The following is a 26,666-nucleotide window of genomic DNA, read 5'->3' on the forward strand; positions in this document are numbered from 1 at the left end:
CCGTTATTGGACACCCCTTACGTTGCGCTGTGTTGTGACAATACAGTCAAGCGAGATTTTTTGGATGGCTTGTGGCTTTCCCCTCTGGGCAGAAAAACCGTCCCAACATTCGACGCTTTTCCTCGATTTCGAGATTTTCATCGAATGTTGTGACGATTTGGATGTGGCAAAGGGACTGTCTTTTTTCACATTGCGAGGGCAGCACGGATGGATGGGTCGTTGAGGGCCTCACGAAGCCAGGGGGCCAGCTGCTCGGGATGACCCTGCAGGTAGCCATCGAGCTCGAACGGGGTCACCGGGCGCACTTCCGAGATCTCCTCTTGGTTGATATGCAGCTCGCCCGGCTCAACATGGGCAAGGTAGACCTCGCACCATTCGCACTCGCAGCGGCCGTCGCCGTGGTCCTCGCGGTACACCACGTGTCCGAGGTGCTTGAGCTGATCGGGCTCGCGCGTAATGCCAAGCTCTTCGTTGATGCGACGCGCCGTCGCGGCGGCAACGTCTTCCCCGGGGAGCGGATGGCCGGCGCAGCTATCGGCCAGCACCCCGCCCCACAGGCGCTTGAGCGGACTACGGCGACAGAGCAGCAGACACGCGTCTTCGCCCCGGCCCTCGACTAAAAGCGTCAGAAATGCCTGATGCAGGATGCCCTCGCCGGTATGGGCCTCGATGCGGTCGACGGGGCCAAGCGCCTCGCCGGTCGCGGCATCGACCGCCACGACCTCGGCGCCTGCGCCGCCCTCATCCCAGCCGGCGCGCAGAATGCGGGCTGCGGCCTCCTCGAGCGCGGCGATGAGTTCCTTGGTGGTATCGAGCACGCGCTGCAGGTCGTCCCCGCTCGCCTGCTCAACATGAAAACCCGTGCTTGCAACGACCGGCACGCCAAAGCGCGTGGCCAGCGCCGCCGCAATATCGTGCGCCGGGATCTCGTCTCGATGACACGGAACGGCCAGGATGCTCACCGTCGCCGTACGGCCGGGCTCGGGGCGCGGAATGGCCTGCGCCGTGGCGCCCAGGTGTGCGAACTCCGGCGAGCAGGCGTACACCGCCATGCCTCGCGGTGTCACCGTCAGCTGGGCCTCGAGCGCAAACTTGCCCTCGCCCACTGCAACCTTTGTCGTGTGCATACCCATGGGATCTCCTGTCGCCCGCGATGTACCTGAGACCATCTTCGCCTGTATTGCGACTATACAGGCAAGCGCAGCCTGCGACAAAGGGGGCAGGCACCTGACACATTCTGTTAGAGTTGCAGGGATTGAATCCCGCTTATTCATGCGACATTGGAGTGACAACCTTGACCGCCGCAACCACGCCTAAAAGTAAGTCAACCGCCGCCGCGCTCTCCCCCGCGCGCACCAAGCTCTGCCTGGCGCTGCTCGTGCTGCTGGGCTTCTCGCTCGGCTGCTCGGAGTTCGTGGTCATCGGCATCGAAAGTGACTTGGCGACGGAACTCGGCATATCGCTTGCCACTGCGGGCCAGCTCATCAGCGTTTTTGCACTGGTCTACGCTATCGCGACGCCGGTGCTTGCGCTCAGCACGGGGCGCTTCCGTCGTTACCAGCTGCTCGTGTGCTACAGCATTATCTTTGTGCTCGGCAATCTGGTCATGGCGTTGGCGCCCAACTTCCAGGTACTGTTTATCTCGCGCATTGTCCTGGGATCCGTCTCGGGCGCACTGCTCGCCGTGGGCGTGACGTACATCCCCGAGCTGCTGTCCCCGCAGCAAACTTCGCTTGCCATCTCGGTCGTGTACGGCGCGTTTTCCGTGGCGATGGTCTTTGTGACCTCGATTGGCAAGTTTGTGGCCGACACGCTCGACTGGCACGTGGCCATGTACGGTACGCTGACCTTTGCCGTTTTGATCTGCGGAGTGCTCGTGGCGTTTATGCCGCGCGCCGGACAGACCGACGAACCCGCTACCTTCCGCGAGCAGGCGGGTCTGCTACGCGAACCGAGCATCATCACCGGCATGCTCATCTTTTTGTTTGGCGTGGGATCGGTCTATGTGTTCTACGGCTACGTGACGCCTTATCTTGAGCAGGTGCTGGGCATGGGCACTGTTCAGGCGAGCACCACGCTTATGGCCTACGGCGTGTTCTGCCTGGTCTCGAACATCTTGGGCGGATGGATCGACGCGCGCTTTGGCATGAAGGCGCTGCTTGTGACGTTTGTGCTGCAGGCTGCGGCGTTACTCGGGCTGTTTGCCGTGGGCGGCACCATGCCGCTCGCGCTGGTCTTTGTCTTTAGCCTGGCGCTGCTCATGTACCTGTTCTCGGTCTCGTGCATCACACACTTTATGGACGTGGCGCGCAGCCGCCATCCCAAGTCGATGGTACTCGCAAGTTCGGTTGAGCCCATGGCGTTTAACGTCGGCATCTCGTTTGGCACCGCAGTGGGCGGCGCCGTGGTAAGCGGCGTTGGCATTGCGTACGTGGGCGCCGTGGGCGCCACGTTCTCGCTTGTGGCCTGGGCGCTCACGCTGGTGACGATTAAGCTGGCACGTTGGGAGCGCCGTCGTCAATCAGCACGGCCCCGGATGCAGGCATAGGGGCGAACATAGCCCAAGGTGGCGAGCAACCGGTGAACCGCCCAATATGAGTATGTTTATCCGCCCGGAAGCTTCAGCAGTGCAATTTCGTGTACTTCAGATACACGCTTTTCTACGATTTCGTGTATCCGAAGTACACGAAATGCGCGTGGGGCAACTCAAAGGCGGCGACAGACGCATTGTCTGCCGCCGCCTTCTACACCGGATTTTATAGATATATGGGGCGTTTACTCCATGCCCAGCAGCTCGCGCATCTGGGTTGCGTAGTTAGAAGCCATGTTGCCGTAGACAATCTGCACGCCGCCGTTAACATGCACGATACCACGCGCTTCGAGCTTTTCGGTAAACTCGGCGTCATCAACCACCTTGTCACAGTCATTGAGCTGGATGCGAAGACGGGTGAAGCAGGCCTCGACAGACTTAATATTGTTGTCGCCGCCCACTGCCTCAACGATGGCGGGGATGAGGTCGCTGATCACGGTCTTGGGAGCCTTTTCGGCCTCATCGTCGGACTCTTCCTCGCGGCCGGGGGTCTTAAGGCCCTTCTTAAGAATGATGAACTTGAAGACGAAGTAGTACACCACGAAGTAGATGGGGCCGAGGAACAGGATAACCTGCCAGTTGGAGCCCTTGGCTGCACCCATAATGCCGTTAAAAATCAACGACAAGAGCGGGCCGCCGAAGGACGCGGAACCGGCCACGTTGAACTGCAGGATATAGGTCAGCGCATAGGCAAGACCAGCCATGAGGGCGTGGAACACGTAGAGGATGGGCGCGATAAACAGGAAGGAGTACTCGAGCGGCTCGGTAATGCCGGAGAGGATGCAAGGCACCACGATGGCGATCATGAGCGCTGCGGTCTTCTTCTTGTTCTTGGGAAGTGCCGTCTTGTAGAAGGCGAGTGCAGCGCCGGGCAGGCCGAACATGGCGAAGATAACCTTGCCGTTCATGACAAAACGGCTGACCTCGATGTTAAACGGCGTGCTGGGAGAGCCCAGGATCGCGTTGTAGATATTGATAGCGCCCTGAACAGTCTGGCCGTCGATGGTCTCGACGCCACCGAGCGACGTGAAGAAAAACGGCAAATAGACAAAGTGATGCAGGCCAAAAGGCAGAAGCATGCGCTCGCCGGCGCCGTAGACAAATGCACCAAAGGCACCCGTAGTCTTGATGAACTCGGACAGCGCACCGAGAGCGTTCTGAATAAACGGGAAAACAAAGGACATGACCAATGCGAGGATGCTGCATGAGAGCAGCGTTACCGCCGGAATAAAGCGCGTGCCGTTGAAGATGGAGAACACGGCAGGCAGCTCAATCTTGTAGTAACGGTTATGCAACCATGCGACGATTGCACCCACCAGAAGACCGCCGATAACGCCAGTGTCGAGCGTGGTGATACCGAGGATCGTGCTCTGGCCCGTCGTAAGATTCGCGGGATCGATAACGCCAGTCGCCGTAAGGAACGTGCCCATCACGGAGTTCATGCACATGTAGCCCAAAAAGCCACAAAGCGCCGCGGTAGCCTTCTCGGACTTGGCGAAGCCATAGGCGAGACAAATCGAGAAGATAACCGGGATGTTGTTCATAACGATGCCGGCTGCGGCCTTGAGAATCGAAAAGAAAATCGCAAAGCCCGGAGCAGCAAGCCAGGGAACAGCTGCCGTAAGGGTGGGGCTGGTAAAGGCATTGCCAAAGCCCTGAAGGATGCCGGCGATTGGCAGGATCAAGACAGGCGTCATGAGGACTTTGCCCAGGCGCTGGAACTTTGCCAGCAGCTCATCTTTGTTCATGGGATACCCCTCTTAAAGAAACGGGGCGTGCAGCTCTACAGCCCACACGCCCCATAACAGTTATCAAGCGCTATGGAACTAGCTACTTAAGCTCCGGCCAGTAATCCTTATTGGCCTCGATGAGCTTGTCGAGCACTTTGCGAGCCTTCTTTGCGTCACCGACCAGACGATTAAGCGTGAGTGCCTGCAGGGCCTTCTCGTAGGAACCCTCCATCCAAGCCTCAACAGTCAGGCGCTCATAGGCGTACTGGTTCTCCATAAGGCCGCGATAGAAGGTGCCGATCTTACCGACAGCGTAGGGATGCGGGCCATTGGAGCCAACGCTCGCCGCGACCTCGACCATGGCGTCATCGGGCATGCCCTCGATAATCCCGTTGTTGGGAACCATGACAATGAAGGTCTTGTTGGTGTTGCGATAAATGGCCGACGTGATTTCCACGATCATATCGCCATGAGCATCGTTCTGCACAACCGAGGAGTTCTTTGCGGTGCCGACTTTGGCAACGCGCTCGCACTCGGCGAACACGCGCTTCTCACGACCGTTGATAACCTCGTCGGAGCGAGTGTAGTCGGGGTCGAGGTGAGCGACCTTGTACTCGGGATACAGATAGTACTGCAGATAAGTGTTAGGCAGATAGTCGGGGAAGTCCTCGAGCATGTCCTTGACCATGGCGTAGGTGTCGAGCCAGGACTGGTCACGCTGCTCGGCATCGGCAGGAAGGAAGCCGTTCTTCTCCGTGTACTCCTTAATCTGCGGGACGAGGTCATGGCCCTCTTCATCGTAGATGTGCTTGAACCAACCGAAGTGATTGAGGCCAAAGTACACGGGCTCCGTCTTGCTCATATCGCGACCGAGCAGGCGACCGTAAGAGCGCATGAGGTTGACGGGCTGATCGCAGATGTTGAGGACGCGATGCTCATCGGGCAGGACGCGCTCGAGACCATATGCCACAATAGCAGCCGGGTTGGTGTAGTTGATAATCCACGCCTCCGGGCTATGAGCGCGAACGTCGTTGACGATCTCAACCATGTCATGCATGGAGCGCATACCGTAAGCCATGCCGCCAGGGCCCACCGTTTCCTGGCCGATGATTCCCATATGCAGCGGAATCTTCTCGTCCTTGCTGCGCATCTCGTAGCCGCCGGTACGAATCTGGCAGAGCACGAAGTCGACGTCGGTGTAAGCCTCGTCCTTATCGGTGGTGTAACCAAACTCCACACCGGGCTCCTCCTCGGCGAAGAGGATCTTGCCAAACTCGCCGATCGGGCGCTGGCGCTCGGCATCGATGTCATAGAGCATCACTCGGTTCAGCGGCAGAATGTCCATGTGCTTGGTCAGGGCTTTAAGAATGCCAGGGCACCACGTGGAGCCGCCGCCAACGATCACAATATTGAGCTTATCCTTCATGTTCCGTCCCTCCAGGGTTGGCTGATCGGTGTTCTCGAAGGCCTTGGGCTCCGCGGTTGTCCTCGGCTTGCTTCGTTTCGATTGATATTTTGCGACATAAGGTCATTTGAGAGTCCCCGTGTGAGCCAATGCGAAACGGGGACACATGATTTCGCTCACGACACAGATATGTGTAGGCAGACACGCGCGTTTGCCCAGCTCATGGGCAATAGGCAATCTTGACCGATTACCGATTTCTCACTTGGCTACACAAAGCGGTACCATATGTACAGCGAGATGCGAGGGGCTGAAACATCTTATGAAAGATCAAGAATCTTTTTATGATCATGTGCGAGCTGGCGAGAGCAAGCTCAATGATCTCGAAAGCGAGATCATGCGCTACATCATCGAGCTGCGTGATGATATTGACGATGTCACGCTTAAGAGCGTTGCCGAACGGTTCTTCGTCGCTCCCAATACAATCGTCAGGCTTGCCCACAAGCTTGGCTTCTCGGGGTTTACGGAGCTCAAACAATCGTATTCCGCCTCGCTCGACCGCAATCGATTCACTATCGAGGCACTTCCTCTTGATACCCAGCTCGTACAGACCAAAGATCTGCTTAACGACCGGGTCATCGATTCGGTTGTGAGTCTTATCCAGGACGCCTCGCATATCGTGTTCTTCTGCTCGGGCTTTTCGAAGTACCCGTGCCTCGAAATGGCTGAAAAGCTCAAAATAATGGGCAAGAATACCGACACGCTCAGTGAACGCCACGTCATGAGGCATTATGCAGAACTCCTCGGCAAAAACGACCTGGTCTTCAGCGTTTCCGTAAGCGGCGAGACGCAGGTGTCTATTGACGCCACATCGATAGCCAAAACGCGCGGATGCAAGGTCGTCACGCTCACCGGGTTTTCTCGAAATTCTCTCTCGAAACTAGCCGACTACCCTATCTACACCGTGCAAAAAGAAATCCGCTTGGGCAGCATGGACCTCGACAGTCGATTGATGTTCTATTACGTTTTCGAATTGATATTTGAGCGCTACTTCAAACTGGCCAAGAAATAAAACTTGGCATGCGCCCGGCTTCGACTCTTTAGCAGCCTTCTATATGAAAGGTATCGTTCTATGCAACGTGTACTGTTTATCTGTCACGGCAATATCTGCCGCTCGACGATGGCCGAGTCGGTGTTTACCGAGCTGGTGCACCGCGCCGGGCGCGCGGGCGAGTTTGTCATTGATTCTGCCGCGACCTCGACCGAGGAGATCGGCAACCCGCCGCATCACGGTACCGTTGCCAAGCTACGCGAAGTCGGGATTCCCGTCGTCGCACATCGTGCACGTCAGGTGCGTCGCGCGGAGTATGGCGACTGGGACCATATTGTCTATATGGATGCTGAGAACGCGCGTGGCCTGCGTCGCATCTTTGGCGACGACCCTGACGGCAAGATCTCGCGCCTGCTCGATTGGACCGATCGCCCCGGCGACGTGGCCGACCCCTGGTACACCGGCAATTTCGACGCCACCTACCGCGATGTGCTCGCCGGCTGCACCGCTATGCTCGAGCAGCTGTAGGCAATCGAGGTCGCGGGCCACGCCTTTGTCACATCCGAGACTGGCCCTAGACCGGCTTGACCTCCAGCTTTATCCCCTCGGCGCAGGAGTCGCCCAAAACATCCGAAAGGGCCCAGGTCGCATATAGCGGCAAATAGAGAACCGCTCCGTTGCGCTCAACGTTGCCTCTCGAGAAAACAATCCCGAGCCTTACGCCATATTCAGCCGTATCAAGCACATGACCGAGCGCAGCGTGCGCGTGGTAATAGGAGCCCGATTTAACCTCGATCGGAACAGCCGTCCCATCCGGTCCATCGACCACAAAGTCCACTTCACCGCGCTTTTTTGTCTGATAGTAGTAAAGCTGGCGATTTTGGGCAGTCAGCTGCTGGGCCACCACGTTTTCGTAAATGCCGCCCAGATTGGGCTCCTTGCTATCAAGATACGCCGCTTGGGCGACTCCAACGGGGTAGCGCGCCATCAACATGCCCGTATCCGATTGATATAGCTTGAACTGCGATGGCCGTGCCGTCTTGAGCAGGGGCGATTTTGGCTCGGTTACGATATCGGCTTTGAGAGCAACGCCGGCATCGACAAGCCATACAAAATCTCGCTGATACTTCTCGTAGTGCGCCTTAGGGTCAATGGAATTGAGCACGAAGCGCTTGTTTTCGCCCTCGAGCATAATAGGGAGCTGATCGTAGATGCTCTGCACCTGAAGGGCTCGCCCGCTTGCATACTTGGAGATATCCCGCCGGTACTGTTCGTTGAGCTCTGACTGCAGCTGACGAACAGAGGCAAGGTCGCCCCGCGTGTCAAGGAAACGCTGCACGACCTCCGGCATTCCGCCGACAACGGTATAGGTCCTGAAGTTTGCCATCATCGCGTCATGAATGTATTCAGGAACGGGCCTCTCGCTGATACACGCGTCACGTATCGTTTGGCGAGCCCCCTCGCTCACCCCGATTGCCCAGCAAAACTCCTCAAAATCGAGCGGGAACATCCTAAGCTCGTGAACATACCCCACGGGATAGGACCTGACGCCCTTGAACTGAGTCCCGAGCATTGACCCCGAAAACGCCCAGCGGCACCTCCCGTCCTCAACAAGGAACTTTGCCATCGTCATGATGTCGGGGGCCTCCTGGACCTCATCGATAAACACGAGCGTTTTGCCTGGTGCAATCGACTTTCCCGAAAGAAGCGTCACCCTGCTGATGAAATCATCGGCATCCCGCGCCTCGAGAAGAGCATCTTTTGCCTGGCGATTTTCCATGAGGTTAAGCTCGATGTAGGTTGCATGGTTGGCTTTGCCAAATGCGCGAATCGAATAGCTTTTGCCAATCTGGCGAGAACCCGTAATGAACAAGGCCTTTTGCTCGGAAGACTTCAGCCAACGCTCCAGCTCTGCCGCTATTTTCCTGCGCAGCATAGGCTCTCCCCTCGGTGTCATCGAATGAAATGCAAAGTTTTATATGCTTGATTATCGATGAAACGTAGAATTTTTATAACCTAAAATCAGATGAAATGCAGAGATTTGAGATTATAAGCAAAAGAAGGGGCACCACCGGCGAATGTGTCAAAGGGGCTGTCCCTTTGACACATTGCGCTCGACTACTCGTCAACGATCTCGGCAAGCCAGACGTTCAGTGTATCGACTTCGGGGCAGCAGAACTTTGCCGTGCCGGGCTCGTTGCCAGGCACGGTTCCGCCATAGCGCAGGATATCGATATAGGGAAAGCCCACATGGCAGGCCATGGCGCACATCTTGCCGCGATCGCGGTCGAAGTCAAAAACGTCGCCCGGCTTGTGACCATGGTGGCAACGGCACGTACCCAACTGGTCCACGCAGCTCACGCGGATACGCGGACGCTTGCCACGCGGCGCGCCGAGCGGCTTGTTCTCGCCCGCAGGCTTGACGCCGCCCTCGCCAGCATTACTCATGGTCAACCACATCCAGGCAGGCCTCGATGGGAAGGCCAGCCGACTTGTCCTCTTGGTCGGCATTGCGCTCGATAAGCTCAGCCACCACACGCATGGCATCGGACGTCGCGCGCTGCAGACTCCAACCGGCCATAACGCGGCCGACGAGCACCGCCGAGAACGTGTCGCCCGTGCCCGGGAAGTAGACCGGAATGAGCTCAAAGGGAATCGTAAAGTACTCCCCCGCCACATGGTCGTAACCGATAACCGCGTTCGTGCCATTGACTACGGCGCTCGTAATGACCACAGATTTGGCACCCAGCTCGCGCACTGCGTCCACAAGGTCACGGGCCTCATCGGGCGTAATTTGCTCGGCGATAGGCGTATCGGTGAGCAAACAGGCCTCGGTGTAGTTGGGAACCGCGTAGTCGGCGCACTCGAGCAGGTGCCTCATGAGACCGATCGTGGACTCGGGCACGCCCGCATAGAGCTTGCCGTTGTCGCCCATGATGGGGTCGACGAACACCTTGGTGCCCTTTTGCGCACGGCGATGGCAAAAGTCCGAGATGATGCGCGTCTCTTCCTCGGTCACGATAAAGCCGGTCGAGATGGCGTCGAACTCAAAGCCGAGCTCCTCCCAGATAGCGAGGCTTTGGCGCACGTACTCGGTGGTGTCGTGGATGTAGAACTTGGGATAGTTGAGCGTATCGGACACAAGTGCCGTCGGCAGATTGTGGATACGGTAACCCATGTGCGACAGCACCGGCAGCATGGCGGAAAGCGCGACCTTGCCGTAGCCGCACATATCGTTAATCAGCAGCAGCTGAGTATTCTTCATGAGAGTCCCCCTTGGGTCGGGCGCGGCGCAACGGCGCCATAGTGCGACTAAGTGTAGCGCAGTGCAATCTAAGTCTTGCCTTCGGATGTAAGACCAAGTTCGGGCGTAATTTTGTTCTTAGAGTTTTTCTGACGCTTCTTATTACAGAAACTTGGCCTTAGAAGGCGCTATAAAATTCTAAGAACAAGTTTTGGCTCAAATTTGTTCTTAGGACACTAACGATGCTCGCACCCATCACACCCGGACGACAGGGAAACGTCAGGCACAACCTTTCAGGAGCCCTCGCCTATGATTCGTTTAGACCCGCCAATATGGATTCATTCTTTCCAATCAATTTATCCGCTGATTCCATGCGGCTTGTCTCCGATTGCCGCGCCATACTCGGCGAGGTTGAGGGCATGTCTCGCTTTGTTCCGAACATCGACATGTACCTTTCTATGTACGTTCGCAAGGAAGCGCTCTTGTCCTCTCAAATCGAGGGTACGCAATGTACGTTCGATGATGTTCTTGACCCGTCAAACGAATCCAATGCGAGCCGGGACCTAACCGACGTCGTCAACTACACTCGAGCGGTGCAGCAGGCGACCAAGCTCATGGAGGAACTGCCACTCTGTATGAGGCTGCTCAAATCCGTCCATGCCACATTGCTTGGAAATGGCAGAGGCTCCGACAAGACGCCGGGCCAGTTCAGGACGACTCAGAACTGGGTCGGACCAAACGGCTGCACGCTCAATGAGGCCCCGTATGTCCCTCCCAACACGGAGGATATGAAGGAGGCACTTGGCGACCTCGAGCTTTTCATCAACGAGCGTGACGACATCGATCCGGTCATCAAGGCCGCTTTGGTGCACTACCAGTTTGAAACCACACACCCGTTCCTCGACGGCAACGGACGCCTCGGTCGTCTGCTCATCCTCCTTTCGCTCATACATGATGGGGCGCTCACCAAGCCGGTCATCTACCCCTCGTATGAGCTCAAACGACACAGGAGCGAATACTACGATTGGCTTATGCGCGTAAGGCAGAGAGGCGATTTTGAGGGATGGGTTTCGTTTTTCAGTACCTGCTTGCTTGCAAGCGCACGCGAGGCACGGGATTCGATGCGGAAGCTTGTCGACCTCCATTCGGAAACCGAAAGGCTGATTCGCGAAAAGGCGGGAAGGGCTACGACGAACGCCCTTATGCTACTCGACCTTCTCGAGGGCAATCCGATCGTCGACACCGCCTTTGTGTCTGAACGAATGCAGATTAGCAGATCGAGCGCAAACAACCTTATATCCCAATTTACCGATTGGGGCATTCTTGTCCAACGCGATACGAGCAGGAAACGATACCGCACGTTTTCATATGAGCCATATCTCGCCATCCTCCGAACCGGCGACGAGCCGCTCTAAGTCCCGGAAAGCCAAGGGGGCGAAACCGGCAACTGTCAGTCTCGCCCCCTTAATGAACCCTATCGGAAACTCCGGGATACGCCGTGGCCCGCTGAATCTACGCTGCAAAGACTGTCCAAGATTCCCCTGGCACCGGCATCCCAGCACTGCCACAAAATCGATTCGGTACCTTGACAATCAGTTAGGTACCTCTAGAATCACTTAGGTACAAAACAATCTCTCTACCTAACTAAAGAAAGGAGCGAAGCTTAGATATGTGTGTTGAAGCACTCGTCCTTCCGCATGAGCCCGGCGGTGACCCGTCGCAACCGGTAGACATACCCGAAGCGGTCAGCGCCGAAGACAAACTCGCCAAGCGCATCCTGAGCGGCCTGGGTTTTTGCGGCCATTACATGCATTTTCATGGTGGCGGCGTATCCGGCAAGGCGCCCATCATCTGCCTGCTGGCCAAGCAGCCCGGCGGCGAGATGTCTCAGCAGGAACTCGGCATGCACTTTGACCTCAAGCCGGGGTCGCTTTCCGAGATCCTGTCCAAGCTCGAGGTCAACGGCCTCATCGAGCGCAGCCGTAACCCCAAGGATCGACGGCAACTCACCATTCGCCTGACCGAAACCGGCCGGGAAAACGCCCGCATCGACCAGGCGGCCCGCATTCGCTTTAGAGAGCAGGCCTTTAGTGCCCTCACTCACGACGAGCGCGAGCAGCTCGCCGAAATGCTCGATAAAATCCGTGTAACCTGGGAGGAACTGGATGATTAAAACCCTCATGGGCAGCATCCGCGACTATATGAAAGTCGCTGTTGCCACGCCATTGCTCGTGCTTGGCGAGGTGCTCTGCGAGATGCTGATTCCATTTATCACCGCCAACCTGATCGATGCCATCAAAGACGGCACCACCGTAGCCGAGATGCTTCCCACCGCAGGCTTTTTGGTGCTCATCGCGCTGACGTCGCTTGCTTTTGGCGCCGCTGCCGGCGTCACCTGCAGCCATGCGAGCTGCGGCTTCGCCAAGAACCTGCGTCACGACCTGTTCTACAAGATCCAGACGTTCAGCTTTGCCAACATCGATGAGTTCTCGAGCTCCTCGCTCGTCACGCGTCTGACCACCGACATCAACAACGTTCAGCAGGCCTTTATGATGATCATCCGTATCGCCGTGCGCGCGCCGCTGGTCTTGATCTTCGCCTTTACCATGGCATTTATCATGGGCGGCAGCGTCGCCATGGTCTACCTGGTCATCATTCCGCTGCTGGGCTTTGGACTGTTCTTTATCATCTTTAAGGTGCGCCCCATCTTCTCGCGCGTGTTCCACAAGTACGACGCCCTTAACGAGTCCGTCGAGGAAAACGTCACCGGCATGCGCGTGGTCAAAAGCTACGTGCGCGAAGACTTTGAGAAGGAGAAGTTCGCGACCGCTGCGCGCGACGTCCAGATGGACTTCACCCGCGCCGAGAAGCTGCTCGCCTTTAACAACCCCATGATGAACATCTGCGTCAACGGCGCATTTGTCGTCATCATCTACCTGGGATCCAAGCTCATCATCACGAGCCAGGGCACGCTGTTCGACGTGGGCCAGCTCTCCTCGATCTTTACCTATGGCTTCCAGATCCTCATGAGCCTGATGCAGCTGTCGATGATCTTTGTCATGGTGACCATGGCCGACGAATCGGCGCACCGCATTACCGAGGTGCTGGCCGCCGAGCCCACGATCGCCGATCCCGCCGAGCCCGTGCTCGAGGTTGTCGACGGTTCCATCGACTTTGACCACGTGAGCTTTAAGTATTCTGCGCATGCGAAGCGCCAGGCGCTCGACGATATCGACCTGCACATTAAGAGCGGCGAGACCATCGGCATCATCGGCGGTACCGGCTCGGCCAAGTCCACGCTCGTAAACCTCATCGCCCGCCTGTACGACGCCACCGAGGGCACCGTGCGCGTGGGTGGCATGGACGTGCGCGACTATGACCTGGACGCGCTGCGCCACCAAGTGGCCATGGTGTTGCAGAAAAACGTGCTGTTTAGCGGAACCATCGCCGAGAACCTGCGCTGGGGCGACCCGAACGCCACCGACGAGGAAGTCCGCGAGGCGGCACATCTGGCCTGCGCCGACGAGTTTGTCGACGGCTTCCCCAAAGGCTATGACACCTGGATCGAGCAGGGCGGCTCCAATGTTTCCGGCGGTCAGAAGCAGCGCCTGTGCATTGCGCGCGCCCTGCTGCGTCGCCCCAAGATCTTGATCCTGGACGACTCCACCAGCGCCGTCGACACCAAGACCGACGCCAAGATCCGCGCAGGGTTGGCAAGCTATCTGCCCAACACGACCAAGCTCATCATCGCCCAGCGCATTAGCTCCGTGCAGGACGCAGACCGCATCATCGTCATGGAGGGTGGCCGCATCGCGCAGATCGGCAACCATGATGAGCTGCTTAAGACGAGCGAAATCTACCGCGAGACCTTTACCTCGCAGAACAAGATGTCTGCCGAGGCCGACACCGAGGTATCCGTACCGCAAGCTCAAACCCAGGAAGGAGGCGAGGCACATGAGTAAGGCAACGACCGCCGAGCGCGCGCTCAACCGCAAGGGTGGCACCATGTCGCGCCTCATCAAGACGCTCTTTGGCTTCTACCCCGTGCTTTTGCCCCTCGTCGTCGTCGGCGTGGTGCTCTGCGCCATCATCAACTCCATCGGCGCGACCTTCCTTCAGAGCGCCCTGCAGATTATTAGCGAATCGTGGCAGTCGGGCGATTGGGAAGCTGCACAGCCCAAGATCGCACAGCTCGTGACCACCCTCGCCTGCATCTACGGCATCGGCATCCTGTCCTCGCTGTTCTGGAACCGCGCCATGGCCATCGTCACGCAGGGCTCGCTCGAGAAGCTGCGCGAGAAGATGTTCAACCGCATGCAGGACCTGCCGATTCGCTACTTCGACACGCACCAGCGCGGCGACATCATGAGCCACTACACCAACGACATCGACACGCTGCGCCAGATGATCAGCCAGTCGCTGCCCAACCTGCTCATGACGACCATCGTCATCGTCACGGTATTCTTTATCATGCTGTACTACAGCGTGTGGATGTGCCTGGTCATTGTGGCCGGCGTCGTCTTTATGACCTTTATGACCAAGCTGCTCGGCTCCAACTCCGCGCGTTTCTTTATTGCGCAGCAGTCCGAGCTCGGCGTGGTCGAGGGCCATATCGAGGAAGTCATGAACGGCCAGAAGGTCGTCAAGGCATTCTGCCACGAGTCTGCCGCCGAGGCCGATTTTGACGAGCGCAACGAAAAGCTCTTCGAGGTCTCGCAGAAGGCCAACATGTACGCCAACATCCTCATGCCCATCCTTATGAACCTGGGCAACCTGCTCTACGTGTTGGTGGCCCTTGCCGGCGGCATTTTCCTGGCGCTGGGCGTGCCCAACCTGAGCATCTCGGGTATGGCGCTGTCCATCGCCGTCGTGGTGCCGTTCCTCAACATGACCAAGCAGTTCTGCGGACAGATCGGCCAGATCTCGCAGCAGATCAACGCCGTGGTCATGGGCCTCGCCGGCGCCGACCGTATCTTTGAGCTCATCGACGAGAAGCCCGAGACCGACGAAGGCTACGTGACGCTCGTCAACGCGCAGGTGAACCCCGATACCTGGCAGCTCGAGGAGGCCGACCACCACACCGGCATGTGGGCGTGGAAACACCCGCACCGCGCAACCGGCGAGATCGAGTACGTACCGCTGCGCGGCGACCTGGTCATGGACAACGTCGACTTTGGCTACACGCCCGACCACGAGGTGCTGCACGGCGTGTCCGTGTTTGCCAAGCCGGGCCAGAAGGTCGCGTTTGTCGGTGCCACCGGTGCCGGCAAGACGACCATCACCAACCTCATCAACCGCTTCTATGACATCGCCGACGGCAAGATTCGCTACGACGGCATCAACGTCAACAAGATCCGCAAGGCCGATCTGCGCCGCTCGCTGGGCGTGGTGCTGCAGGACGTGAACCTGTTCACCGGCACCGTGATGGATAACATCCGCTACGGCAACCTGGACGCCACCGACGAGGAGTGCATCGCGGCAGCCAAGCTCGCGGGCGCCGACGACTTTATCACCCGACTGCCCGACGGCTACGACACTATGCTCACCGGCAACGGCGCACAGCTGTCGCAGGGCCAGCGCCAGCTGATTTCGATCGCACGCGCTGCCGTCGCCGATCCGCCGGCAATGATCCTGGACGAGGCCACGTCGAGCATTGATACCCGCACCGAGGCCATCGTGCAGGCGGGCATGGATAAGCTCATGGAGGGCCGTACGACGTTTGTCATCGCGCACCGCCTGTCCACCGTGCGCAACTCCGACGCGATCATCTGCCTGGACCACGGCCGCATCATTGAGCGCGGCAACCACGATGAGCTGATCGCCAAGCGCGGGTATTACTACCAGCTTTATACCGGAGCGTTTGAGCTGGAGTAGTTCGGCTCGCCGAGATGGCCGATTTGCCGCTCATTCGTCGGGCATGGCCCTAAGGTCAATGCTCTCCTCTTTCGGGGCAAATCGACTCATCTCAACGACCCAAACACAATGCACCGCAACGAATAAAGCCTCCGCAGCACACACGAGCTGCGGAGGCTTTTCTATGCCCTCCGTTACGAGCTTACCGTTCCTCGCGTTGCAGCCCGGCTGCCTCGGCTGTCTTTACGCGGTTCTTGTCGATGTACATGTTTTTGTCGGCTTGGGAAAAGAGTTCACGTATGGTAGGCGGCTCGTCAAAATCACTGGAAAGCGCGTAGCCCACCGCATAGCTGATAGGCATGTCGGGGTGGGCCCCGGAATACTCGTTCACGTTCGCACGAACCCGAGCGAGACAGGACTCCACGGCAGCTCGATCGGTATCCCGCAGCACCGCGATAAACTCATCGCCGCCGTCGCGACCCACAAAGCAGGTCTCGGACGCCACGCGCCCCAGCTGCTGGGCAAAAGAACGGATGTATTCGTCGCCCTTCTCGTGGCCAAAGCTGTTATTGACCGTATGCAGATTGTTAAGGTCGAAGACGCACACCGCAACGGGCGCCTCCGCGGAGACAGGCTGCTCCTGCCCCAAGATCTCCTCGCACTTGTTCTTGTTGGGCAGTCCCGTGGCTTCGTCGAGATAGACTTTGTTCTGCAGCTCGCGATTGAGTGCGGTAGTTCGCACCGCGCGAACAAGTTCGACCGCAAAGGTCGCCACCAAGCCCATGATGTCGATGATCACCAGACCCTCGAGATAGTTGAGCGCCGACGCCTTCTCCTGAGAATAGTCCTCTGCGAGTCGCGTAGCATCGTCGCAAATGCCAAAGAACTCCTCGCTCATGTCGATGATGTCGGTGTTCTCATAGCCGACTTCGCGCACGCGGATGATCTCGGCGCAAAGCTCATCAAAATAGTTTGCAAGCTCGGTCATCTTTGCCTGATACTCGTCGTCGTCGAGACGGACGAGGTTGAGGTCGTCACTTCCGTAACGCAAACCGTTGATGTATGAATCCACGGCTTTGAGCAGGTCATCTTGAGGCTGGCCCGCGTCCTCGAGCTTAACGATTCGCTGCGTGGTACCGCGCACCAGACCGGCATAGTTGACCACGCGCGCCGTGCCCTGAATATCGGAGACGAGCAGCATGACATTGATGAAGAAGAAGATGAGAACTGCCGTGAGCACCATCATGAGCAGGCGCACCGCCTGGCTGGCCTTCTTGGCAACAGAAGTATTCATAAGTTCACTCCCTCAAATGGCAAAAGCGCAGGTGGCGCATAGCGTCTTGTAAATCATGCGGGGTCAACTCTACCAGATGATTTTTCTAGGACGGGAATTAAAGAATCATCGACACGATAGCTATTTGAGGAGTTGGGCCATGGCGTTGACGAATTTTTGGACTTGAAGGGTGGGCTCAAGCGGGTAGTGCAGAAAGACCGGCACCTCGCGGCCGCAGAGGAACGGTACGCCCACAAAGGCCGGGTGCACCCCCGACCACGCGCCGCAGGTGAGCACCGCGTCGCCCTTTTCCTCCGCCTCGTTAAAGAGCGCAAAGTCAAAGCTGTCCACGTCGATCACGTCCACGCCGCCGTCGGCCAACAGGTCGATGCGCAGGCTGTCCATGGCGTCGTTGCCGTGACGGAGCACGCGCAGGCGCATGCCCTCCAGGTCGGCAACCGTGATGCGCGTCTTGCGCGCCAGCGGGCTCGTGCGCGGCACGTCGATATAAAACGGCACGTTGACGATGCGGAGCTTTTGGCAGGTGTCGCCCCAGCGTGGGGTAGAAAAACTCGACTGCACCACATCGACCTCGCGGCCCAAGCTGCGCATGACGGTCTCGCGCTCGTCGTAGAGGTCGCTTACCGGCACGATCTCAAATCGCAGCGACGGCTCCAGATCGTGGATGCCCGTCCACATCGACAGCGTTTGGCGCCCCGGGCACATCATCGACACGCCCAGGCGCACGGCACCGCCGTCACCCGCCGCACGTCGAGCACGGCGCAGGGCGTCCTCGGACTGGCGCATGATCGAGCGTGCGTCGTCCACCAGCAGAGCACCCGCCGGCGTCACCTTGACGCCCGAATGCGAGCGCTCAAACAGCGTAATACCGAACTCCGCCTCGAAGCCCGATACCTGCTTGACGAGCGCCGGAGTCGACACGCGCAATTTTGCCGCCGCACGCGAGAAGCTTCCCAGCTCCGCGGCGGCCGATATGGCCTCAAGTCGTCGATCGTACACGTCAATCTCCCGTTTTCGCACCCGTGACCGCATGGTGCCACAGGGGGTTGTTTTCGCAGGTCACGCGCTCAATTGAGAATAGCCTGCATCGCACAGTATAAACCTACAGTTAACGCCATTCTAACAAATATGCAATTCACCTGCGCAAATGCAAAGCATACGATAACCAGCGGAAACCACGTGGGTCGGTTAATGGGAGCGGCCCACCGGGAGGCACAAGAAGGGAAGTTCCTATGAGCAATTGGCTTAAGCTCGAGGGCGATGTCTGCGCCGTGACTGGCGCGCTCGGCGGTATGGGCGCCGAGATTTGCCGCGAGTTCGCCCGCAATGGCGCCAACGTCGTCATGCTCGACCTGGACGAGGAGAAGGTCAAGGCCGCTGCCGCCGACCTAGCTGCCGAGTTTGGCATCCACGCCGAGGGTTACAAGATGAACGCCACCGACGAGGCCGAGGTTCAGGCCGCCGTCGATGCCACCATCGCCAACTTCGGCCGCGTCGACGTCCTCGTCAACACCGCCGGCATCCTGCGCTTCGCCGCTATGGAGGACCTGCCGCTGAGCGACTGGGAGCAGGTGCTCAACGTCAACCTCACCGGCTACTTCATCACCTCGCAGCGCTTTGGTCGCGAGATGATCAAGGCCGGCCAGGGTCGCCTGGTGCACATCTCCACCGTCGCCAGCCACTCCCCCGAGACGTTCTCGGGCGTGTACAGCTCCACCAAGGCCGGCGTCAACATGATGTCCAAGATGCTCGCTGCCGAGTGGGGCCCGTACGGCGTGCGCTCCAACTGCGTCGAGCCCTGCTTCGTCAAGACCCCCATGTCGGCCAACTTCTACGCCGACCCCGAGGTCGAGAAGAGCCGCAGCCGCCTCATCGCCACGCGCCGCATCGGCGAGGTCAGCGATATCGCCAACGCCGTCATGTTCCTGGCGTCCAAGCGCTCGGACTTTACCACCGGTGACGCCATCAAGGTCGATGGCGGTTTCTCCAACATGATGGGCGACCTCACCGCCAAGCCCGGCGGCCGTCGCGTATACGCCGACAACTACCTCAAGAACAAGGGCGTCGAGCTCTGGTCCGATGAGTCCGGCGTCGCAAAGCCGACTGACCAGTAAACCAGCCCGGTAGAAAGGGGCGCGGGGCAAGCACCTCAGCGGCGTTTGCCCCTCCCCTCCCCCGCATCGATTAGAAAGAGTCCAATGGCTTCCACCAACTCCAACAAGGGTCGCGCCGTCGTGCTTTCCGCCGCGTGCGTCACCATGTTCTTCATCAGCTCCATCGCGCTGTATTCCGTCGTGAGCAAAAACCTGCTCGCCGTTTACCCCGAGTGGTCCAGCGCCCTTACCTGGGCCTTCCCGGTCTTTCAGACCATCATGGCCGTGACGGGCATCTTCGCCGGCCGCATCTCCGATAAGATCGGCCCCCGCAACGTCGTGATCGCCGCTGCCGTGTGCTACGGCGTGGGCTGGTTCATGTCCGGCACCGTCACCGAGCCGTGGCAGTTCTACCTGTGGTTCTCGCTCGTCGCCGCCGTCGGCAACGGTCTGGGCTACAACCCGGCACTCACCACGGGTCAGAAGTGGTTCATCGACAAGAAGGGCCTCGCCTCCGGCATCACCCTGGCTGCTTCGACCGCCGGCCCCGCCGTGCTGTCCCCGGTGCTCGCCTCGCTGCTCATCCCGAGCCTTGGCATCTTCGGCGCCCTTAAGGCGCTCGGCATCATCTTCTTTGTGATGATCGCCGCCTCCGCCCTGTTCCTGAAGGCCCCCGAGGCCGGTTGGCTGCCCGAGGGCTTCGAGGCCCCCAAGGGCGGCGCCCACGCCGGCACCTTCGGCGACCTCACCCCGGGCGAGATGGTCAAGACCCCGCGCTTCTGGGTCCTCATCATCACCTTCGCCTTTGCCGCCACCGCCGGCACCCTGCTCGTGGGCAAGGTTGCCTCCATCGCCGCCGTCCAGCTCTTCGCCGACCCCACGAGCGCCGCTGCCGTCGCTCTCGGCGGTGTGGTCGTCTCCGTCAACACCTGCGCCAACCTGGTCGGCCGTCTGTCCTTTGGTCAGATCATCGACAAGCTCGGTGCCTACAAGTCGCTGCTCATCAGCCTTGTCGTCACCATCGTCGCGCTCGTCATCATGTCGATGAGCTTTACGCAGAGCATGTTCTTCGTGGCGCTCGCCCTGCTCGGCTTTAGCTTTGGCGCCCTGCTCGTCATCTACCCGCCGCTCACCGGTGGTGCCTTCGGTACCAGCAACATCGGCGTCAACTACGGCATCATGTTCCTGGGCTACGCCGCTTCCACCTGGATCAGCCAGCCCATCACCGCCGTGCTGTATCACGCCGAGGCCGGCAGCGCCGCCTACCAGCAGTCCTTCTACGGCGCCATCGTAATCGCCGCCATCGCCGTCGTGCTCACCGTCTACATGATGGTCTCCGACAGCAAGAAGAAATCCGCTTAGTAATTGCCGATGTGACAAAGGGACTGTCCCTTTGTCACATTCCGCCGCCATTAATTAAGGAGTCGAAATGTCTGAGCTCAACCCCGTCCGCATTGCCGTTATCGGCGCCGGCGCCATGGGCCGCAACCACATCCGCTTTGTCACCGAGGAGCCCGAGGCCGAGCTCGTCGCCATCGCTGACGCCTTTGAGGGCGCCCGCGCCACGGCCGAGGCCGCCGGCGTGCCGTTTTATACCGATCCCGCCCAGATGATGGACGAGGTCAAGCCCGAGGCCGTCATTATCGCCACCCCCAACGACCTGCATCTGGGCGTTGCCCGCGAGGCCATCAAGCGCAACATCGTGCCGCTGGTCGAAAAGCCGATCTCCAACGACCTCGAGGATGCTCAGGCCTTCGCCGCCGAGGCCGAGACCGCCGGCGTGCCCGTGCTCGTGGGTCAGCACCGTCGCCACAACCCCTTCGTCAACAAGGCCAAGGAGATCATCGAGTCCGGCGAACTGGGCAAGCTCACCGTGTCGAGCTTCCACTACATGATCTATAAGAATGACGAGTACTTCGACGTCGAGTGGCGCCGCAAGAAGGGTGCCGGCCCGATCCTGGTCAACCTAGTGCACGACGTCGACCTGCTCCGCTACCTGCTGGGCGAGCCCGTTGCCGTCCAGGGCATGCAGTCCAGCGCCGCCCGCGGTTTTGAGACCGAGGACTCCGCCGTGGTCAACGTGCGTTTTGCCGATGGAGCGCTCGCAAGCATGACCATCTCCGACGCCACCGCCAGCCCCTGGAACTGGGAGGCAACCGCCCGCGAGGACCCGCAGTACCGCCCCTTCGACGCCGACGCCTACTTTATCGGCGGAACCTTGGGCGCCCTGTCGCTGCCCCGCCTGCACCAGTTCTCCTACGACGGCGCCTCTAACTGGCACAAGCCGCTGCAGATGGAGATCCCGGCCGTGGACCCGGCGCTGCCGCACAAGATGCAGCTCAAGCACTTTGTGAAGGTCGTCCGCCGCGAGGTCGAGCCCGTCGTGACCCCCGCCGACAACGTTAAGACGCTCACGCTTCTCAACGCCATCAAGGAGGCCGCCGAGACCGGCCAGCTCGTCGAGCTGTAAAGCCCGAGCGGGCTGCGGCAAACCCCTATGCCGAACCCCTTGGCCCGTCACAAATAAGCCCCTCTTCTTCGCCCCGCGAGCAGCCTCCTGCCCGCGGGGCTTTTTGCTGCAGGGTAGTCGCGGATGGTATCCTTGGTAGCCCTGTGCTGCAAACGCACCTTAAACGCAAGGAGTCCCATGGATCTTATCGCCCAGCTCGCTCGCGAGCTCAACCTTAAGGCAGCCAATGTCGAGGCGGCCGTCAAGCTCATCGACGAGGGCAACACCATCCCCTTTATTTCGCGCTACCGCAAGGAAGCCACCGGCGGCATGGACGACGTTGCCCTGCGTGCGCTCGACGAGCGCCTGTCCTACCTGCGCAATCTTGAGCAGCGCAAGGAGGATGTCATCCTGCTCATCGACGCCCAGGGCAAACTCACGCCCGAGCTCGAGCAGCTGATCCGCGAGGCCACGCAGCTCCAGCGTGTCGAGGACCTCTACAAGCCCTACCGCAAAAAGCGCATGACCCGCGCGCAGAAGGCCCGCGAGGCAGGGCTGGAGCCCCTCGCCAACATGATCATTATGCAAGCCTCGGCCAAGGGCAGCGCGCTCGACGCCGCCGCGGCATACGTCAACGAGGAGGCCGGCTTCGACACGCCTGAAAAGGCGCTCGCCGGCGCCGCCGACATCGTGGCCGAGACGGTGGCCGAGGATCCCGAGAACGTCGCCGACCTGCGTGCCTTTACGCAAAACACCGCCGACATCGTCGTCGAGGCGACCGACCCCGCCGAGAAGACCCCCTACGATCCGTACTACAGCTATGACGAGCCGCTGCGCCGTATTCCCAACCACCGCGTGCTGGCTATCGATCGCGGTGAGCGCGAGGGAAAGCTCCGCGTGCGCGTGAATGTCGACGGTGCTGCCGCCACGGCACGCCTCGGCAGCCGTTGGCCCCGCCGCCAGGGCGTGTTTGCTCCCATATTCGACGCCGCTATCGCTGACGGTTACAAGCGCCTCATGGCCCCCTCGCTGGAGCGCGAGGCCCGCGCCAAACTCACCGTTCGCGCCCAGACCGAGGCCATCAACGTCTTTGCCAAGAATCTCGAGGGCCTGCTCTCGGCACGCCCCGTGCGCGGCGCCCGCGTGCTCGCGCTCGACCCGGGCTACCGCACCGGCTGCAAGGTCGCCGTCATGGACGAGACCGGCAAGCTGCTCGACCACGGCGTGGTCTACCCCACCAAGCCGCGCCACGACGTCGCCGGCACCAAGCGCGAGCTCGCCCGCCTCGTCAAGAAGGACAGCGTCAACACCATCGTCATCGGCAACGGCACCGCCAGCCGCGAGACCGAAGAAGTCGTCTCGGAGTTCATTGCCGAGCAGGCGCCCGGGCTGCGATACACCATCGTCAACGAGGCCGGCGCGTCGGTGTACTCCGCCTCCGAGCTCGCCAGCCAGGAGTATCCCGACCTGGACGTCACCGTGCGCGGTGCCATGAGCCTGGGTCGCCGCCTGCAGGACCCACTGGCAGAGCTCGTCAAGATTCCGCCTCAGTCCATCGGCGTGGGCCAATACCAGCACGACCTTGACCAGGCCGAGCTCTCGCGCACCCTGGGCCACGTGGTGGAGGACGTCGTCAACCGTGTGGGCGTCGACGTGAACACCGCGAGCGCAAGCCTGCTGGGATACGTATCGGGCATTACGCCGAGCGTGGCCAAGAACATCGTGGCCTACCGCGAGGAAAACGGCGCCTTTACCGATCGCCGCCAGCTCAAGAAGGTCCCCAAGCTGGGACCCAAGGCATACCTCAACGCCGCGGGCTTCCTGCGCATCAGCGGCGGCAAGAACCCGCTCGACGCGACGAGCGTCCACCCCGAAAGCTACGAGGTGGCAACGTCCGTCCTAGAGCGCGCCGGTGTGGCGGCCAGTGAGCTCAGCCGCGGCGGCGTGCCCGACATCGAGCGCCGCCTGGGCAGCATCTCGGCGCTGGCAAGCGACCTGGACTGTGGCACCCTGACGCTCATCGACATCGTCAACGAGCTCAAGAAGCCCGGCCGCGACCCGCGCGACGATGCGCCCGAGGTGGTCTTTAGCCGCTCGGCTCTTTCCATCGACGACCTGGAGCCCGGCATGGAGCTCAAGGGCACGGTGCGCAACGTCGTCGACTTTGGCGCCTTCGTCGACGTGGGCGTGCACCAGGACGGCCTCGTGCACATCTCCAAGCTCGCCAACCGCTTTGTCAAGCACCCCAGCGACGTCGTGCGCGTCGGTGACACGGTGAAGGTGTGGGTGGAAAAGGTCGATCGCGACCGCAAAAAGATCTCCCTCACCATGGTGCAGGGCAAATAGCAGAAGGGCAATCCGCTGCCCATCGTTGAACTTGCAAGTTTTTCTCACCTGATGGGAAAAACTTGCAAACTTTGCAAGTTTTTGTTACGCTCTGAGAAAAACTTGCAGATTGGACGAACGATGAACGGGCAGCCCGTAGCAAGGGACAACTACCTCAAGAAGCTGATCGCCTTTCGCGATTCAGATGTCATCAAGGTCGTCACTGGCATGCGGCGATGCGGCAAATCAACGCTGCTCGACATGATGCGCTCCTATCTTGCCAAAGACGGCGTACCAACCGAATGCCTCCTCTCTTTTCGAATGGAATCATTCGACCTCGAAGGAATTCGCGATTGGCGCGAGCTTTACCGCTATGTCGTCGAGCGGATGCCGTCGAGCGGGAAATGCTACCTCTTCTTCGACGAGCTGCAAGAAGTTGCCAGCTGGGAGAAAGCCATCAACGCACTTCGCGTCGACAAAGACTGCGACATTTACATTACGGGTTCGAATGCATTTTTGCTCTCCAGCGAGATAGCAACCCTGATCTCGGGAAGATACGTCGAGATCAGAATGCACCCGTTGTCTTTCTCCGAATACCTCGACTTCCTTGGCCCAACCGAAATCACGAGCAGATATGCCGTCTTTGGGAAGGAAGAAATTACCCCGATCGACGAGCTGCTCGACCGATACCTGAAATTTGGAGGCCTCCCCTATCTCGCCATTTCCGGTCTGCCCGAACGAGAGATGAAAGACTATATTTGGAGCACCTACCAGACCATTGTCGGTCGCGACATCTTGGCCCGGGAGGCCCGCCGAGGACGGAGGGCCGTAACGAGCAGAGACCTACTCGACAGAGTTTGCGCCTACCTGGCCGACAACATCTCAAACCCAACATCGATCAACAAGATCATCGGCTCTTTGAATGAAAGCGGAACCAAAACTTCACACGGCGTCATCGACACCTGCGTGTCGGCACTCGAGGAAACCTATATCTTCTCCCATGCCCGCCGATTTGACATCAAAGGGCGCGAGGTGCTCAAAACCGGAGGAAAATACTATATCGAGGACCTTGGACTCCGTGCCTACCTCGACGGTTATCGAGGTAGCGATAGCGGACGCGCCCTCGAAAACGCCGTATATAACCGCCTCGTCATCGATGGGTATCGGGTTTTCACGGGGCACATGCGGAATGCCGAGATTGATTTCGTCGCTATCGGTGACGGAGCGGACCGCAAGTTTATCCAGGTCACGGACGCCATTGATGAGGAAGTCACGCGCAATCGAGAGCTGCGCCCCTTCGAGCTGAAATCGCTCGAGAAGGTTGCCGCCGGTTACGAGAAGATCCTCGTCGTCCGTCATGGCGATCACCCTACGGACATAGACGGCATCAGGATCATTTCGGCCGTTGATTTTCTGCTTGGGCGCTTCTAGTATCGATGTCACCCATCGCGACGATTCGTTCATCGAAGACGGGCAGGTTGATCGATTATTTAAACCCGTCCCATACGACCGTCGCCCCCATGGTGCAGGGGAAGTAAACCGCCAAAGCAAGGGTCCCCCCTCTCGCGACGTGCAAAATCGCGAGTATTCTGCGATTTCCGCCGCCCCGAACGCCCCTCAGAGGTAATAAAGTCAAAAACAGCCCCCGTTTTAGCATCATCAGAGCCAAAACGGGGGCTGTTCCGTGCTTCGGTTAACTGGTAAAAGCCTTTACCTTGCTGAATACTCGCGATTTTGCACGTCGCAGGCGGGGGTACCTTTGCCTACGGCAGGATATGGAAGCCAATCGCCAACCTACCGACGGGTTCGCGTCGGCAGCCCCGGCCTTTCCTTTGCCTAGCGCGACCCTCGCGAAGCGCGTGAGCGATAGGGAAAGGAAAGGCCGGGGCGAACAACCCTCGGCGCAGCCAGTGTTCGCGTTACGGCAGGATATGGAAGCCGAGCGAGGCGATATCCTTGGCAAAGCCGCGCACGGTGTCGAGCGAGACCTCGTACGGATCACGGCCGATGTTCTTGCGCTTGGCCAGGATGCTGTTGGGCACCGTGATGATTTGGCAACCGCAGGCTTCGGCCTGGTAAATGTTGATGAGCTCGCGCGTGGACGCCCACAGGACCTCGCAGTTGGGCTTGACGGCGGCCTTCTTGACCGACTCCGTCATAAACGGAATGGGATCGACGCCGGTATCGGCGATGCGGCCGGCAAAGAGTGAAATGATAGACGGTGTCTCGGCGTCAACGGCCTCGACCATCTCGTCGACCTGCTCGGGCGTAAAGATGGTGGTGACGTTGACCTTGATGCCATCGGCCGAAAGCTTGCGGACCAGCTCGGCGGTGGACTCGCCCTTGGTGGTCACGCACGGAATCTTGACGTAGACGTTCTCGGCCCAGGTGGCGATCTCGCGAGCCTCGACCTCCATGGTCTCGACGTCGTCGGCAAAGACCTCAAACGAGACGGACACATCGGTGATGTGGGCCAGGACCTCCTTGGCAAACGCGCGGTAGTCCGTCACGCCGCCCTTCTTCATAAGGGACGGGTTGGTCGTGAAACCCTGAACGTTGCCGTTCTCGTACATGTCGAGCATGCCCTCGAGGTTTGCACCGTCAGCGAACACCTTGATTGCCATCTGCCTGATTC

The 26,666-nt window shown here is 59.4% G+C and carries 21 protein-coding genes; 12 read left to right on the forward strand and 9 right to left on the reverse strand.

The window, feature by feature from the left end:
* Nucleotides 1-185 precede the first annotated feature (185 nt).
* Nucleotides 186-1,133, reverse strand: a complete 948-nt coding sequence (locus OIL88_01105; GenBank protein ID HJI70984.1) for an NUDIX domain-containing protein — start codon at nt 1,131-1,133, stop codon at nt 186-188.
* A 152-nt stretch (nt 1,134-1,285) separates the two neighbouring features.
* On the opposite strand from OIL88_01105, the gene OIL88_01110 reads away from it, so the two are divergent.
* Nucleotides 1,286-2,548: an MFS transporter gene (locus OIL88_01110; GenBank protein HJI70985.1), complete on the forward strand. Its 1,263-nt coding sequence runs from the start codon at nt 1,286-1,288 to the stop codon at nt 2,546-2,548.
* 227 nt (nt 2,549-2,775) lie between these two features.
* Here OIL88_01110 and OIL88_01115 read toward each other — a convergent pair whose 3' ends face one another.
* Nucleotides 2,776-4,338 (reverse strand): PTS transporter subunit EIIC, encoded by a 1,563-nt coding sequence (locus tag OIL88_01115; protein ID HJI70986.1) that lies wholly within the window; start codon nt 4,336-4,338, stop codon nt 2,776-2,778.
* Between the two features lie 82 nt (nt 4,339-4,420).
* Nucleotides 4,421-5,746 carry a 6-phospho-alpha-glucosidase gene (locus tag OIL88_01120; protein HJI70987.1) on the reverse strand — a complete coding sequence of 442 codons (1,326 nt, stop codon included), beginning with the start codon at nt 5,744-5,746 and terminating at the stop codon, nt 4,421-4,423.
* A 298-nt stretch (nt 5,747-6,044) separates the two neighbouring features.
* Here OIL88_01120 and OIL88_01125 point away from each other — a divergent pair, with 298 nt between their 5' ends.
* Both OIL88_01125 and OIL88_01130 read left to right on the forward strand, forming a co-directional pair.
* Nucleotides 6,045-6,794 (forward strand): MurR/RpiR family transcriptional regulator, encoded by a 750-nt coding sequence (locus tag OIL88_01125; GenBank protein HJI70988.1) that lies wholly within the window; start codon nt 6,045-6,047, stop codon nt 6,792-6,794.
* Nucleotides 6,795-6,854: 60 nt separating this feature from the next.
* Nucleotides 6,855-7,301 carry a low molecular weight phosphotyrosine protein phosphatase gene (locus OIL88_01130; GenBank protein ID HJI70989.1) on the forward strand — a complete coding sequence of 149 codons (447 nt, stop codon included), beginning with the start codon at nt 6,855-6,857 and terminating at the stop codon, nt 7,299-7,301.
* A gap of 46 nt (nt 7,302-7,347) precedes the next feature.
* Here OIL88_01130 and OIL88_01135 read toward each other — a convergent pair whose 3' ends face one another.
* The 3 genes from OIL88_01135 to OIL88_01145 all read right to left on the reverse strand — a co-directional run bounded on the left by OIL88_01135 (nt 7,348) and on the right by OIL88_01145 (nt 10,038).
* A complete protein-coding gene (locus OIL88_01135) occupies nt 7,348-8,709 on the reverse strand; it encodes an ATP-binding protein (GenBank protein HJI70990.1) in 1,362 nt (453 codons plus the stop codon).
* A gap of 182 nt (nt 8,710-8,891) precedes the next feature.
* Nucleotides 8,892-9,221 carry a TIGR04076 family protein gene (locus tag OIL88_01140; protein ID HJI70991.1) on the reverse strand — a complete coding sequence of 110 codons (330 nt, stop codon included), beginning with the start codon at nt 9,219-9,221 and terminating at the stop codon, nt 8,892-8,894.
* A complete protein-coding gene (locus OIL88_01145; protein ID HJI70992.1) occupies nt 9,214-10,038 on the reverse strand; it encodes a PfkB family carbohydrate kinase in 825 nt (274 codons plus the stop codon). The genes OIL88_01140 and OIL88_01145 overlap by 8 nt, the downstream gene beginning before the upstream one ends.
* A gap of 221 nt (nt 10,039-10,259) precedes the next feature.
* Here OIL88_01145 and OIL88_01150 point away from each other — a divergent pair, with 221 nt between their 5' ends.
* The 4 genes from OIL88_01150 to OIL88_01165 all read left to right on the forward strand — a co-directional run bounded on the left by OIL88_01150 (nt 10,260) and on the right by OIL88_01165 (nt 15,891).
* Nucleotides 10,260-11,432, forward strand: coding sequence for a Fic family protein (locus tag OIL88_01150; GenBank protein HJI70993.1), 1,173 nt, complete (start codon nt 10,260-10,262; stop codon nt 11,430-11,432).
* A 254-nt stretch (nt 11,433-11,686) separates the two neighbouring features.
* Nucleotides 11,687-12,190, forward strand: coding sequence for a MarR family winged helix-turn-helix transcriptional regulator (locus tag OIL88_01155; protein HJI70994.1), 504 nt, complete (start codon nt 11,687-11,689; stop codon nt 12,188-12,190).
* Complete coding sequence (locus OIL88_01160; protein ID HJI70995.1) at nt 12,183-13,979, forward strand: ABC transporter ATP-binding protein/permease; 1,797 nt, start codon at nt 12,183-12,185, stop codon at nt 13,977-13,979. Before OIL88_01155 ends, OIL88_01160 begins: the two co-directional genes overlap by 8 nt.
* Complete coding sequence (locus OIL88_01165; GenBank protein HJI70996.1) at nt 13,972-15,891, forward strand: ABC transporter ATP-binding protein/permease; 1,920 nt, start codon at nt 13,972-13,974, stop codon at nt 15,889-15,891. The genes OIL88_01160 and OIL88_01165 overlap by 8 nt, the downstream gene beginning before the upstream one ends.
* A gap of 181 nt (nt 15,892-16,072) precedes the next feature.
* Here the strand turns inward: OIL88_01165 and OIL88_01170 are convergent, their stop codons facing one another.
* A complete protein-coding gene (locus tag OIL88_01170; protein ID HJI70997.1) occupies nt 16,073-17,164 on the reverse strand; it encodes a GGDEF domain-containing protein in 1,092 nt (363 codons plus the stop codon).
* Between the two features lie 120 nt (nt 17,165-17,284).
* Nucleotides 17,285-18,163 (reverse strand): LysR family transcriptional regulator, encoded by an 879-nt coding sequence (locus tag OIL88_01175; GenBank protein ID HJI70998.1) that lies wholly within the window; start codon nt 18,161-18,163, stop codon nt 17,285-17,287.
* Between the two features lie 233 nt (nt 18,164-18,396).
* Here OIL88_01175 and OIL88_01180 point away from each other — a divergent pair, with 233 nt between their 5' ends.
* The 5 genes from OIL88_01180 to OIL88_01200 all read left to right on the forward strand — a co-directional run bounded on the left by OIL88_01180 (nt 18,397) and on the right by OIL88_01200 (nt 25,462).
* Complete coding sequence (locus OIL88_01180) at nt 18,397-19,278, forward strand: SDR family oxidoreductase (GenBank protein HJI70999.1); 882 nt, start codon at nt 18,397-18,399, stop codon at nt 19,276-19,278.
* Between the two features lie 84 nt (nt 19,279-19,362).
* Nucleotides 19,363-20,619, forward strand: coding sequence for an MFS transporter (locus OIL88_01185; GenBank protein ID HJI71000.1), 1,257 nt, complete (start codon nt 19,363-19,365; stop codon nt 20,617-20,619).
* Between the two features lie 67 nt (nt 20,620-20,686).
* Nucleotides 20,687-21,727 carry a Gfo/Idh/MocA family oxidoreductase gene (locus OIL88_01190; GenBank protein ID HJI71001.1) on the forward strand — a complete coding sequence of 347 codons (1,041 nt, stop codon included), beginning with the start codon at nt 20,687-20,689 and terminating at the stop codon, nt 21,725-21,727.
* 177 nt (nt 21,728-21,904) lie between these two features.
* Nucleotides 21,905-24,052: an RNA-binding transcriptional accessory protein gene (locus OIL88_01195; GenBank protein HJI71002.1), complete on the forward strand. Its 2,148-nt coding sequence runs from the start codon at nt 21,905-21,907 to the stop codon at nt 24,050-24,052.
* 120 nt (nt 24,053-24,172) lie between these two features.
* On the forward strand, nt 24,173-25,462 hold the full coding sequence (locus OIL88_01200; protein ID HJI71003.1) for an ATP-binding protein: 1,290 nt from the start codon (nt 24,173-24,175) through the stop codon (nt 25,460-25,462).
* Between the two features lie 488 nt (nt 25,463-25,950).
* On the opposite strand, the gene OIL88_01205 is transcribed toward OIL88_01200, so the two are convergent.
* Entirely contained in the window at nt 25,951-26,655 is a 705-nt protein-coding gene (locus OIL88_01205; protein ID HJI71004.1) for a transaldolase, read from the reverse strand.
* Nucleotides 26,656-26,666: the final 11 nt, after the last annotated feature.

This window comes from Coriobacteriaceae bacterium (assembly GCA_025992855.1).
Classification (GTDB): domain Bacteria; phylum Actinomycetota; class Coriobacteriia; order Coriobacteriales; family Coriobacteriaceae; genus Collinsella.

What these genes read in the sequence shown, in the direction of transcription:
- OIL88_01105 (HJI70984.1), bottom strand. Translation starts at nt 1,133, where the DNA reads ATGGGTATGCACACGACAAAGGTTGCAGTGGGCGAGGGCAAGTTTGCG.
- OIL88_01115 (HJI70986.1), bottom strand. Translation starts at nt 4,338, where the DNA reads ATGAACAAAGATGAGCTGCTGGCAAAGTTCCAGCGCCTGGGCAAAGTC.
- OIL88_01120 (HJI70987.1), bottom strand. Translation starts at nt 5,746, where the DNA reads ATGAAGGATAAGCTCAATATTGTGATCGTTGGCGGCGGCTCCACGTGG.
- OIL88_01125 (HJI70988.1), top strand. Translation starts at nt 6,045, where the DNA reads ATGAAAGATCAAGAATCTTTTTATGATCATGTGCGAGCTGGCGAGAGC.
- OIL88_01130 (HJI70989.1), top strand. Translation starts at nt 6,855, where the DNA reads ATGCAACGTGTACTGTTTATCTGTCACGGCAATATCTGCCGCTCGACG.
- OIL88_01135 (HJI70990.1), bottom strand. Translation starts at nt 8,709, where the DNA reads ATGCTGCGCAGGAAAATAGCGGCAGAGCTGGAGCGTTGGCTGAAGTCT.
- OIL88_01140 (HJI70991.1), bottom strand. Translation starts at nt 9,221, where the DNA reads ATGAGTAATGCTGGCGAGGGCGGCGTCAAGCCTGCGGGCGAGAACAAG.
- OIL88_01145 (HJI70992.1), bottom strand. Translation starts at nt 10,038, where the DNA reads ATGAAGAATACTCAGCTGCTGCTGATTAACGATATGTGCGGCTACGGC.
- OIL88_01150 (HJI70993.1), top strand. Translation starts at nt 10,260, where the DNA reads ATGCTCGCACCCATCACACCCGGACGACAGGGAAACGTCAGGCACAAC.
- OIL88_01155 (HJI70994.1), top strand. Translation starts at nt 11,687, where the DNA reads ATGTGTGTTGAAGCACTCGTCCTTCCGCATGAGCCCGGCGGTGACCCG.
- OIL88_01160 (HJI70995.1), top strand. Translation starts at nt 12,183, where the DNA reads ATGATTAAAACCCTCATGGGCAGCATCCGCGACTATATGAAAGTCGCT.
- OIL88_01165 (HJI70996.1), top strand. Translation starts at nt 13,972, where the DNA reads ATGAGTAAGGCAACGACCGCCGAGCGCGCGCTCAACCGCAAGGGTGGC.
- OIL88_01170 (HJI70997.1), bottom strand. Translation starts at nt 17,164, where the DNA reads ATGAATACTTCTGTTGCCAAGAAGGCCAGCCAGGCGGTGCGCCTGCTC.
- OIL88_01180 (HJI70999.1), top strand. Translation starts at nt 18,397, where the DNA reads ATGAGCAATTGGCTTAAGCTCGAGGGCGATGTCTGCGCCGTGACTGGC.
- OIL88_01185 (HJI71000.1), top strand. Translation starts at nt 19,363, where the DNA reads ATGGCTTCCACCAACTCCAACAAGGGTCGCGCCGTCGTGCTTTCCGCC.
- OIL88_01190 (HJI71001.1), top strand. Translation starts at nt 20,687, where the DNA reads ATGTCTGAGCTCAACCCCGTCCGCATTGCCGTTATCGGCGCCGGCGCC.
- OIL88_01195 (HJI71002.1), top strand. Translation starts at nt 21,905, where the DNA reads ATGGATCTTATCGCCCAGCTCGCTCGCGAGCTCAACCTTAAGGCAGCC.
- OIL88_01200 (HJI71003.1), top strand. Translation starts at nt 24,173, where the DNA reads ATGAACGGGCAGCCCGTAGCAAGGGACAACTACCTCAAGAAGCTGATC.
- OIL88_01205 (HJI71004.1), bottom strand. Translation starts at nt 26,655, where the DNA reads ATGGCAATCAAGGTGTTCGCTGACGGTGCAAACCTCGAGGGCATGCTC.